The sequence below is a fragment of the Paenibacillus sp. FSL P2-0121 genome, from assembly GCF_037975345.1.
In the GTDB taxonomy this organism is placed as follows: domain Bacteria; phylum Bacillota; class Bacilli; order Paenibacillales; family Paenibacillaceae; genus Paenibacillus_AQ; species Paenibacillus_AQ odorifer.
Genome location: NZ_CP150245.1, coordinates 2225233 through 2237154, shown reverse-complemented (window position 1 = coordinate 2237154; position 11922 = coordinate 2225233). Strand labels below are relative to the sequence as shown.

At 45.0% G+C, this 11922-nt stretch carries 9 protein-coding genes; 4 read left to right on the top strand and 5 right to left on the bottom strand.

Features of this window, described 5'->3' with window-relative positions; genetic code table 11:
* The first annotated feature begins 176 nt into the window (after positions 1–176).
* Both MKY54_RS09725 and MKY54_RS09720 read left to right on the top strand, forming a co-directional pair.
* Positions 177–926, top strand: coding sequence for a LytTR family DNA-binding domain-containing protein (locus MKY54_RS09725; protein ID WP_076184252.1), 750 nt, complete (start codon positions 177–179; stop codon positions 924–926).
* Between the two features lie 26 nt (positions 927–952).
* On the top strand, positions 953–1717 hold the full coding sequence (locus MKY54_RS09720) for a GHKL domain-containing protein (RefSeq protein WP_339190311.1): 765 nt from the start codon (positions 953–955) through the stop codon (positions 1715–1717).
* Between the two features lie 77 nt (positions 1718–1794).
* Here the strand turns inward: MKY54_RS09720 and MKY54_RS09715 are convergent, their stop codons facing one another.
* From MKY54_RS09715 to MKY54_RS09700, 4 genes are all read right to left on the bottom strand, one after another.
* Positions 1795–3876 carry a glycoside hydrolase family 36 protein gene (locus MKY54_RS09715; RefSeq protein ID WP_339191149.1) on the bottom strand — a complete coding sequence of 694 codons (2082 nt, stop codon included), beginning with the start codon at positions 3874–3876 and terminating at the stop codon, positions 1795–1797.
* A 130-nt stretch (positions 3877–4006) separates the two neighbouring features.
* A complete protein-coding gene (locus MKY54_RS09710; protein ID WP_076179646.1) occupies positions 4007–5317 on the bottom strand; it encodes an extracellular solute-binding protein in 1311 nt (436 codons plus the stop codon).
* Positions 5318–5442: 125 nt separating this feature from the next.
* A complete protein-coding gene (locus MKY54_RS09705; RefSeq protein WP_339190310.1) occupies positions 5443–7086 on the bottom strand; it encodes a response regulator in 1644 nt (547 codons plus the stop codon).
* Complete coding sequence (locus MKY54_RS09700) at positions 7079–8941, bottom strand: histidine kinase (RefSeq protein ID WP_076184355.1); 1863 nt, start codon at positions 8939–8941, stop codon at positions 7079–7081. Before MKY54_RS09700 ends, MKY54_RS09705 begins: the two co-directional genes overlap by 8 nt.
* A gap of 197 nt (positions 8942–9138) precedes the next feature.
* Here MKY54_RS09700 and MKY54_RS09695 point away from each other — a divergent pair, with 197 nt between their 5' ends.
* Together MKY54_RS09695 and MKY54_RS09690 are read left to right on the top strand one after the other, a co-directional pair.
* A complete protein-coding gene (locus MKY54_RS09695; RefSeq protein ID WP_036684044.1) occupies positions 9139–10029 on the top strand; it encodes a sugar ABC transporter permease in 891 nt (296 codons plus the stop codon).
* The gene (locus tag MKY54_RS09690) at positions 10029–10862 is read left to right on the top strand and encodes a carbohydrate ABC transporter permease (protein ID WP_036684045.1); all 834 of its coding nucleotides are present in this window, start codon (positions 10029–10031) and stop codon (positions 10860–10862) included. The genes MKY54_RS09695 and MKY54_RS09690 overlap by 1 nt, the downstream gene beginning before the upstream one ends.
* Here the strand turns inward: MKY54_RS09690 and MKY54_RS09685 are convergent, their stop codons facing one another.
* Entirely contained in the window at positions 10863–11117 is a 255-nt protein-coding gene (locus MKY54_RS09685; protein ID WP_339190308.1) for a hypothetical protein, read from the bottom strand.
* Positions 11118–11922 lie beyond the last annotated feature (805 nt).

Below are 11922 nucleotides of genomic sequence, written 5' to 3'. Positions count from 1 at the left end.
TATCCTCTTCTACTTTCAAGCTTCGGTTTGACATTGAGAACGCTATCAATATATCATATAAAAGAATATTTGGGGTAATTTGGTAGCTAATGGTTGAAATAGGAGGCTGAATGACGTTTTGTGTCAGGTTTTTGTATCTCTGAAGATTAACAAATTTAATTATGGGGGGAATGACTTTGTTACGCATAGCCGTATGTGATGACGAGAAAAAGGAACACGAGTTGCTAAAGGAATATCTCCCAAGACTTATGAAAAGCACGGCTTACTCTTTCGAGATTCAATATTTTACCTGTGGTGAGGAATTGCTTCACTATTATAATCAACAGAGTAGTTATCCTTTTCATATACTTCTAATGGATATTGAACTGAGAGGATTAAATGGAATCGAGGTTGCAAAAAAAATCCGTGCACTTCCGGATCGAGAGGTTCAAATTATTTTTTTGACTAACTATCCGCAGTACGTAATGAACAGCTTTGATGTGCAACCCTTCCATTATTTGATTAAACCGGTAGACTATGAGTATTTTGAGGCAAAGATAATAAAGCTATGTAACTATATCATTTCTTCTGTAAATAGGTTTCTAATGATTAAAACTGAAGATGGACATATCGTGATCAAAAATTCTGACGTTATTGCGATTGTTAAAATCAAACATTCCTTGGCTAAAAACCGGCTAAAGATCATTACCTCAATGCAGCATTACATAATTTCAGGTACAATTTCAGAATATATAAGTAAACTAAACCGTCCGTTTATGCTTATTCATCGTTCCGTTATTGTTAATCTGGAACATGTCCATAAGTTTACAGCTACTTCCGTAATCATGCACAATCAAGAGCAGTTTCCTATTGGCCGTACTCAGGCAAAAGAGGTTAAAGAAGCCTACGCCTATTATATGATTGCACAATTCAAAGAACGAGGATGACGACTCTTTATCTATCAATGGTAATCATGATGTTGCTTATTCTGCTAATCAGAGAAACCATCCTTTTATTCGGTAAAATTAATGAAAATGCCAAACTGACTAAAGAAAATCTGCAATTACATAAACAGATGGATTATCAACACAACAGCTATGAAAAAACCGCACATTCCCTTACAAGCATCAAACAAGTTATCCATGATACGAACAAGCAATTGGTATATGTCCGGACTTGTATTCAGAAGAATGAGATTCAGGAATCTATCCATCATATTAATTCAATGCTCGGTCAAATTCATCAGCCTTCTCTAAAACTATCAACAGGTAATTTGGTAATTGATTCTTTAATTGGTAACGCGCTAAATATTGCTTGTGAACACAAAATTGCTATGAATTATGATATTCATATACACGCCGAAGCTATTGATATTGATCGGTTTGACTTATGTACCGTGATCGGGAACGTGCTGGATAATGCTCTAAACGCCGCTGCAAGAGTTCCCAAAAAAGAAGATAGATTTATTCTGCTGCTAATTTTCACTACTGATACTTCATTGTTTATCCAAGTCACCAACTCACGGAACGATTCTAGCACTATAGTACAGCATAATTTTAAAGAGAATCCCGCTTTTCATGGATTCGGCTTAACAAATATTCAAAGTGTCACCGAAAAATACGGAGGTCATCTGGTTACTAACGCTGAAAATAATGAATTCGAAACGATCATTGTACTGCCTTTTCTAAACATACTTTCAGCAGATACGCCAATCCTGACCGAATTAGAAAGGCAGTGAATAAACTATTTCCCTAGCAAGCTACAGCGACCGCTCCCCAAACATCAGATTGAAGGAGAGCAGGCCCGCCGCAAGCTTTACGAAGTAATCTCAAACAATCTCGCTGTTTTTCCTGGTGGGAGCGCCACCGTCAAAACCCCTGCCGATTTATCCCAATTCCAGGTTGAGCTATGCTGCTGAGGATAGGCACAGGCGATCGCTGGTTCAAGTCCCTTCAGTTCTTCTATCGGCAATTGGACATTCGCAGCTTCTCCGGCAATCCGCCATACCGCGACATACCGTCGTTCGCCGCGCCGCAGGCCAAGGCTGACCCATTCGCCCTCACTGTCCGGCAGGCCGAGTGGCCAGAAAGGTGTGGCGTGTGGGATATCACTGCGAATGGTTTTGTAATAATCCAGCGCTTCTTTAACTAGACTTCTGCGGTGGGGTTCAAGCTCCGCCAAATGACCGCTCTGGTGTACACGAAGCAACAACGCATTAACCATATTGAAGATGACTTCCTCATCGTCCCCCTCGCGCAGCGGATAAGACCAAACTGCGGACTGCTCCGGTGTCAGCGCTGCCGGAGAACCTGCGGCAATGGCCGCATACTGTACATAATCCTCCTGGTCGCTAGTAGACTGGATGCTGTGTCGGCTGAGCATCGCATAATCCATGCGCATTCCCCCGCTGGAACAGTTCTCGATTACAAGCTTCGGATAACGAACAAAGATGCTGTCCAACCAAGCCAGATAAGCGCGGTTATGCTGTAGCAGCCCATCTCCGAAGCTGTCCGCATCCGTTTCTGTCCCAATGCCTGCATTGATGTTGTAATCCATTTTAATGTATCCTACACCGTACTGCTCAACCAGACGCGCAATAACACCGTTTGCATGATCAATGACTTTCGGGTTGCGGTAATCTAGCTGATAGCGGCTACGGTCCTTAACCCTTTTACCATGCCGCATGAAAAACCAGCTGTCATCAGTCTCCGCAAGCTTCGGGCTGTTGATGCCCATAACCTCCAGCTCAAGCCATAGTCCGGGAATCATCCCTTTACTGCGGATATAGTCGAGCACATATTTAATCCCTTCCGGAAACCGTTCGCTGGAAGGCTCCCACTGGCCTACGCCATCCCACCACTCTCCGGGTGCATACCAGCCAGCATCAATACAGAAATATTCACAACCTACTTCTGCGGCAGCATCAATTAAAGGCAGTAGCTTCTCAGTCGTTGGGCTTCCCCATAGGCAATTCATATAGTCATTAAAAATAATCCGCAGCAGCTCATTATCCTCATTAGGTCTGCGGATCATCCGGCGATATACCGTAAGCTGTTCTGCCGCGCCCTGAAATCCTCCCCGCACTGCACCTACAGCTGCTGGTACTGAAGTAAACTCTTCACCGGGAGCTAGCTTCAGCCACCAATGGTTGTCATGTTCTGTAGGTCCGCTGACCAGCAGTGTAAGCTGATCGTATTGATCCGTCAGCTCCCAATGCCAGGAGCCGTTATGCTCAATCTGCCAGAACAGGCTTGTCCCGCTCTCCTTATTATGCAAAACCGCCATCGGCAGAAGTTCCGCTGCTGACCAAGAGCCTGTATTGCTTGCGGCAATTCGTTTGGAGCCACGGTCTGCCAAATGATACATTCCGAGCTCAGGCAGGCGGTAGGTCCGCCACTGAAGTTCACTCTGCCATCCGCTGTGAGCAAGGGATACTTCAATCTTATCATTGCGCTCCCCGCCCCCCTCTTTGTCTACACCTGTAAGAGCAAAGGAGGAGATGTATTCCACTGCCACCTCAGCTTCTCCAGCATTCTTTAGCACTGTCCAGCTTCGAACGATTTGCACACCCTTGTAGAACTGAAAATGCTGCACTGCCTGGATTCCCGAAATCGGATCAGCCAAGCTAAACTCCAGTTTACGTCCGAGCGCATTCACTTTATCGCTGTGCCCCGCATATACCATCCGAAGACCCGGATAGGATGCTCGGTGTGTGCGCCCGTGATATTCGGCGCGGTCTTCGCCCGATAATTGCAGCTCCAGCAGCCGGAAGCCTTGCTTGTTCTTATCCGCTATGGCTGCTTCCAAAGGTGCCGCTCCAAAATGCAACAGCCGAACATCCTGATCTTCCGTAACTTCAATCGTAAGATATAGTCCATTTTCAATGATTTCAATCATTTTGCTATTCACAATAATGTACCTCCTGACTTTGTCTCAGTATCTTCTTATGATTATATAACATGTAAAAAAGGGACGGTTCTCCAGTAAGTGAATCTTACCTTGGAGCCCGCCCCTGATCTGAACCTAATTATTCTGCCGATCCGAATTGAATCCAAGCTTTTTGAATTTCATCGATGGCTTGATCCTTAGTTTTGCTGCCGCCGATGTAAGCCTGCATGAGCTCACCAAACTTTTGGTGGAAGGTATCCAGAGAGTAGTTCACGGACAGGTCGCCGGATTTCTCTGTTTTGAGGATTTCTTCCATTTCTTTTGGCATTTGCAGGTCAGGCATTGGAGCATCCTTAATTGGAGGAATAACCTTAGCTACTGTAGAGAACCAGTTCTTACCGTATTCAGAAGTATACAGCCAGTTGAAGAATTCAATAGTCTCACCAGCTACAGCAGAATCCTTATTGATACGCAGGGCTTGATCCGCACCAGTAATAATCTGGGACTGTTCAGCCTTGTCGCTGACTGGGTAACCCATAATACCCAGGTCGAAGTCCGGTGTAATTTTCTTAATGGCTTCTTCATCCCATGCGCCTTTACCCGTCATGAACGCTGTTTTGCCGGATGCAAAGTCGCTGACTTCAGCATTGCTGTCCCGTTCAAGCGGTTTGTCTGTGCCATGTTTAACAGTGGTATCAACGAAGCTGAAGAAGTTATTGTACAGCACCGGGTGATCCTTGATCGTGGTTTTTCCGGCAATAAAATCATTTACTAGTGTCTTAGCATCCGTACCTGCATCTTGGGCTGCCGCATCTACGAAGTGTTGGAAGATATGTTTCCATACCCACCACTCTTTATAGGCGTTGGCAAAAGGAGTAATGCCTTTAGCTTCAAGCTTAGTAATCGCATCGTCCATTTGGGCTGTTGTCTTAGGAACTTCTGTAATCCCAGCATCAGCCAACAGTTTCTTATTGTACATCAGGACGAATAGATTTCCTTTTACCGGAAGACCGAGCACTTTACCGTCCGAAGAACTCATGTTAGAACGCACTGCATCGGTCATCGCCGCAGCCAGTGGCTCATTAGTTAGGTCAGCACTATACTCCGCAAAGGTATCAATGTCTCCGCCCGCTGTGGTCTGGAATACGTCAGGTGTACTTCCCGCAGCAATCTTCGATTTGAGCACCGTATTGTAGTCAGCCTGCATAATCTCCAGATTAATCGTCACATTCGGTTTAACTTTCTTGTACTCGGCAATATAAGCGTTAAAAGCATCAGTGTACTCGGGTGATGCGGTGAACATATTAATCGTGACCGGCTTGCCAGAATCTGTGGCAGGAGTATTCCCTGTTCCGCTATTGTTAGCGGCATTGTTGTTTCCGCCGCAACCCGCCAGTAATCCGCCGACGAGCAGCAGACTCGCAGATAAAGCCATAAATCTTTTTAACATGATGTTGCCCCCTTTTCCTCATGCATCTAGTGGTCTTGAGACAATTCTAAAGAAAAAGAAAAAGGATAAGAATGTACATAAGTGAACTTATTAGGGTAAAAAAGTGTGTTCATGTAACCGCTTCACTACTCCCCGTTCAATAGCAGAACCCGATATTCAGAAGGTGAACAGTCATAATAATTACGGAACGCCTTGCTGAAATAATTTTTGTCCTTGTACCCCAACATCTCGGAAATGTCTTGGATTTTCAAATCGGGGGTGGATAGCAGCTCCTTTGCCTTGTCCATTCTTACCTTTTGTACATACTCATGTATGCCATAACCATATTGCCCTTTAAAAAGTTTCATCAAGTATTCTCTGCTCAGGAAATATTTATCCGTGAACATCGATATTTTAATATTCTCAAAATAGTGATTATCAATGTATGCTTTAATATTTTCCAGTACGCTGGGGCGATTGCCAGCAAGGCTTTTGCTGATTTCATTGCCATAGCAATCTAGAATCCCGCTCAGCACCCGCTCAAATTCGCCAAAGGAAGCAAAATCGCTCCCGATGCCTAGCCCACGCAATCCTTTATCTTTACCGCCACGGATACGTTCGGGGACCGCATCCAGCTCCGTCGCAATATCGTTCAGTAAAATAATAAATTCCTCTATCTGCCGGTCCGCCTCGCCCAGATTAAAACGTCCGGAAGCCTCCCATTTCTTCGTGAATTCGCTTAAAATACTTTTGGCATGATTGATGTTCCCGCTCTCCAGTGCGTTGCGAATCAAGGGCATACGTCCCGTCAAGGAAGGATTATCTTTCCCCTGGCAAGTATCGTTGCTGCTATTTGTGACAATCGCTCCCTTCAGCGTCAGGAGGTCAATCCCGTCGAGAGAGGCTTTGGCAGTCTCATAGGATTGAGCAAGCGCCATGATGTCACCATAGGGCTGTCCGATTCCTCCGGCAACAACAATTCCGAACAGCTCTTTCAGCGTCGAGACTAACTTCTTCATATGATGTAAAGAGCGGAAAGTTGCGTCCTCCTCATAGCCGCCTTTCATCGTGAAGATGGCGATAAACTCGCGTTCTCCCTTATGGCTGGCGAAGCTGAAAGCCTGAAAATGCTCATCGCTATTCTCATTAATCACATTTGTGACGGCAAAATGCAGCAAATCCCGGTCCTCATGGAAGCGATTACGACGCACTTGTTCCAAATTGAGCACCCGCAGTACACCCGCAGCAAAATAGTTTCCGGTCGTATCGGCGCCGATCAACGGCAGAAAAGCCTCGTTGGACTGATTTTTGAAGCTGCGCTCAATGATCGACAGATAGATTTTCTCCTTTAGCTTCGGCAGAGACATGTTGAGCGTAATGTTCCTGTTGATGAACTCGCTTTCTTTCTTGCGTTTAGCCTCCAGCACATCGATAGCTTTACGTAAGGCCGCATTCAAATCCCCCCGGTTGACCGGCTTTAATAAATAATCAACTACCTTAGAACGGATAGCCTGGCGGGTATATTCAAAATCATTGTAGCCGCTGATTACAATCGTCAGCAGTTCCGGGAACTCCTTCTCCACGATCTGCAGCAGCTCACTTCCGTTCAGCTCCGGCATCTTCATGTCGACCAATACGAGATCGATCTTTTGCTCACGCAGCATGGCTAGCCCCATACTTCCATCCGTAGCCTCCAGTACCTGATCGACACCTAGTCCTTTCCAGTCTCCCAGGATGTTGATCGCCTCACGCAACGGTTCCTCATCATCTATAATCAGTACTTTATACATGGTTAATCCCTCCCCGCGGTAACCGCATGTCCATCTTTGTTCCGCCAGCATCACTGGTAATGGCCAAACCCGCAGCCTCACCATACAAAAGCTTCAGCCGCGTGTTCAAATTTTTCAGTCCAATGCTTTCCGTGTCACTTTCTACAGCGTCTTCTCCGCCCTGATCCTCCCACTGGATTTGAAGAGAATTTCTCACTTGCTCCAGCCGCTCCCCGCTAAACCCCGGTCCATCATCCGTCACTGAAATAACAGTATGGCTAGGCGTCACATGCGCTTCAATGGTAATTGTGATCGTTGTGGATACTTTTTCCAGCGCATGCTTGATGCAGTTTTCTACCAAGGTCTGAATGGACAGCTTCGGAATCTCCAGCTCCAGCAAAGGGTCTTCCCACTGGTAGGCCACCTGCATTCTATTTCCGAAACGGGCCTTCTGCAGCGCTAAATAACGTTCAATATGCTTTAATTCCTCTCTGGCATGGACCACATCTTTGCCACTAATGCAGTATCTCAGCGTCATAGCAAGATTATCGACCATATCAACAATATCATCATTGTTGTTTTTCAGCGCCTTGGTGGAAATGGCTTGCAGGGCATTATATAAGAAATGCGGATTGATCTCAGCTTCCAGTGCTTTGAGTACAGCATTTTTCTCGACAATTTTCATTTTGTACCGTTCATTGATCAGCTCATTCGTCTTTTCCACCATCTTATTGAAGTGGCGAGACAGATAGGCAATTTCATCCTTTCCTTCAACCTGTGCTTCAGCGTCAAAGCTGCCTGTACTGAACCGCTTCATCTGCAGCGACAGATTCTTTAGCGGGTTTGTTATTTTGTTCGAAATAAAGCTGACCAAGATGACCGAAACGATTAAAAATAACAGTCCTATGAAATAGTTCAATTTGCGTGTTGTTGTGGCCGCTTCATAAATTTCTTTGTAGGGAATCGGCTTAATCAGCTTCCAGCCTTCTTTTTTGCTGATGTCATAAATCACTAGATACTTCTCTTCTTTATCCGACCACGTCACGCGTCCTCCTGAGGCTGGTGTCAGCTCCTTAAGCAGTCCCGCTTGTTCGCTCTGTTGATAAAACCCGGGGTCATCCACCACAAAAGGTTCATTATCGGGACTGACATACATTAGGTGCTGCCCTTTACTGAAGGGAATATCCTTCATAATCTCGTCCGTAACCGAGGAGTTGAAATAAAGGGAGAGTACCGCCTGCGGCTCCCTGGAGACTATGGAGCGCAGCAATCGATGGTAGCCCATGAAGCTTTTATCCTTATTTATGGGGTAGTCGGAGCTATTGATCATCGAGGATTGGTTTTTTACAAAAGACTGGTAAGAACGGTTAAACGGGCTGGCCAGCGCTTTTTTATACCAGGAAAGATTCTCAATCGACGGATGCTCGGCGACCCGCACGGTAATATTGTAGTTCTCTTTGGTGACATAATAATACTTGTGCTCCTTGATCACATACAGGTAGATAGCTTCCAGATCATTGCGGGAGAAGTAAAGGTTCTTCAAGTAGTCCTCCACATACATCTTCGAGGCATAATCCTCCGATTCATGCAAAATCGCATAGGTGATCTCGTCATAAGATATTTGCGGCAGGGATAATTGCTCGATGCCGTCCAAATAACTCTCCAGATTCCGGCCGACAAGCAACAGATTGTTGCTCGTACTGGCGATGCTGTTATCCACCGATTCTTTTCGCAGCATGCCGTATGAAATGAACGTCAGTGAGGTCACCACCAAAATAATGATGATTGTAAACAGCAAAATAAGCTTGTTCGCCAACCTGCGTGAGACAAGCTCCAGCACGGGTTCAAACCGCTTTATGATCCACTTTTTAATAATAACCGGCAACCTCCCCCACGATTTACAGGCTTAATTATAAATATTTCAGTTCACCTTTTTACCCCTAACTGTACTCTTAAATCCATTTTTGAGTATAGGGTACTGCTCTATAATACACAATATAGACTAACCGGAATGGTTATGTGTGGCAAGCCTAGTCGATATTACCACCCAACAAATCAAGAAGAGGTGCATCCATGTTAAAATCACTCGGCAAAAGATGGCGCGAGAAAACAGAATTCGGATTATTCACTCTCCCAGTCCTCATCTGTATCGCTGTAGCATTCTACATTCCGTTTGCCATGACTATCCGCTATTCGATGACCAAATGGAACGGAATTTCGAAACACCCTAAGTTTGTCGGACTAGATAATTTCAAACAAATCTTTATGGGCGACACCAACTTCGCCAATTCAGCCTGGTTCACCATAAAGTATGCGATTCTGTACATTGTTCTCGTTAACGTGCTGGCCATTCTGCTCGCACTGGTTCTGGACATGAAGCTGAAGAGCACCCCTTGGCTGAGAGCCGCTTTCTTTATTCCTTATATCCTCAGTCTTGTCATTGTCGGTTTTATCTGGAAATTTATCTTTATGCAAGGTTTCAACTCACTCGGAGAAAGTACAGGCTGGTCCATATTTGGTCTAAGCTGGCTAGGGACGCCGGGACTTGCTTTCGTCTCCATACTGGCCGTCTCCATCTGGCAGTCGATTGGTTTTTATCTGGTCATTTATATTGCCGGTCTGCAATCTGTACCTGAGGATCTCAAAGAAGCAGCCACAGTTGACGGCGCTGGTCCCATGAGAAAATTCTTCAGTATTACACTGCCGCTGCTCGCTCCATCCATTACGATTTCTGTGTTCATGGCACTGACCAATTCGATCAAGGTGTTCGATGTCATCCTGTCATTAACCGGGGGCGGACCTGGCGGAACTACCTACAGTATCGCTTACGATATCTACCGGGATACCTTCCAGAACAATCTGTATGGATACGGTACAGCGAAAGCGCTTATCCTGTTCCTAGCCGTCTTGGTGGTAACCATTCTCCAGTTAGCATTCTTCAAACGAAGAGAGGTTGAGGCATAATGAATACAAACCGCAAAGCAGGACGAATCATTCTAGAGGTTGTTATGGTCATCCTCTCTCTTCTATTTCTATATCCGCTATTTCTGACGATTATCAACTCGTTAAAAAGCTTTAGCGAAGTCATGACGGATGTCATCGCCCTGCCGAAACATCTGGTCTTCGGCAACTATTCCTACGTGTGGAAGTTTATCAACTATCCGAAGCTGTTCCTGAACAACTTTGTCATTACCGGTGTAGGTCTTCTGGGTATTGTGTTCATTTCATCCATAGCAGCCTACAAGCTGGCACGGACGAAATCCAGACTGAGCGGGGTGATTTATTTCCTCTGCATTATGCCGATGCTGATTCCGTTCCAATCGATCATGCTGACCGTTCTGCAAACGGCTAAGACTTTAAATCTCTCTGAGAGTACTTGGGGACTTGGGTTGTTATATTGGGGTTTCGGTGCTCCACTCGCCGTGTTTATCTACCATGGATTCGTCAAGGGTATTCCGGTTGAAATTGATGAGAGTGCCACGATTGATGGAGCATCCGGCTTCCGCCTGTTCTTCAGTGTCATCTTCCCACTCCTGAAATCAGTCACAACAACCATTGTCATTATCGACGTAATGTGGATCTGGAATGACTTCCTGCTCCCGCTGCTCATGGTCAACGGCTCCCCAGATACCAAAACGCTGACACTGGCTGCCTACACCTTCGTGGGCCAATATACCTCAGATTGGCAATATGCGATGACAGCTATGGTCATGGCGGTGCTGCCATCGATCGTGGTATTCATCTTCTTGCAAAAGTACATCGTTAAGGGTGTTGTTGCGGGGGCGGTGAAGGGCTGATTATCTAATTCCAAACTTAGCTTCTGCATAAAAAGGGGGAGATCCATATGGATCTCCCCCTTTTTGCAGACATTCCAATACTTTGCATACTGCTGCGGTCAGCTTTTGATGCAGACGTTCCAATACTCTACATACTGCTGCAGTCTGCTTTTGATGCAGACATTCCAATACTTTGCATACTGCTGCGGTCAGCTTTTGATGCAGACGTTCCAATACTCTCTGCATACTGCTGCGGTCAGCTTTTGATGCAGACATTCCAACACTAACTAGTAGTTTAACTGTATTTTGTACAACTATAACTCTGCAACTCGCTCGGCCGATGGATATAGCTGTATTTCGTACAACTATTCTGTTGATATATTGCCCTCTAGGTCGATTCTCTAGTTTTTAGTTGTATAGAATACACTTAAAAGCAGAATGGTCCGTTTTATATATAAAATAGGTGTATAGAATACAGTTATTTCACAAACACAACGGTGATACTTTATAGGCACTCCATACGGACTCCATTGGTACTCCATTGGTACTCTCTGCATACTGCTACAGTCAGCTTTTGATGCAGACGCTCCAATACTCTACATACTGCTGCAGTCTGCTTTTGATGCAGACGTTCCAATACTCTACATACTGCTGCGGTCAGCTTTTGATGCAGACATTCCAATACTAACTAGTAGTTTAACTGTATTTTGTACAACTATAATTCTGCAACTCGCTCGGCCGATGGATATAGCTGTATTTCGTGCAACTATTTTGTTGATTTATTGCCCTCTAGGTCGATTCTCTAGTTTTTAGTTGTATAGAATACACTTAAAAGCAAAATGGTCCGTTTTACATATAAAATAGGTGTATAGAATACAGTTATTTCACAAACACAACGGTGATACTTTATAGGCACTCCATAGGTACTCCATACGCCACATCATACGTACATCATACGTACTTCATCCCACCCCATACATACTCCATACGTACTTCATGCCACATCATACATACTCCATACGTACTCCACACATTTCACATTCTAACGAGATCGAGCGCGATCCGTGAATAGCTAATCAGA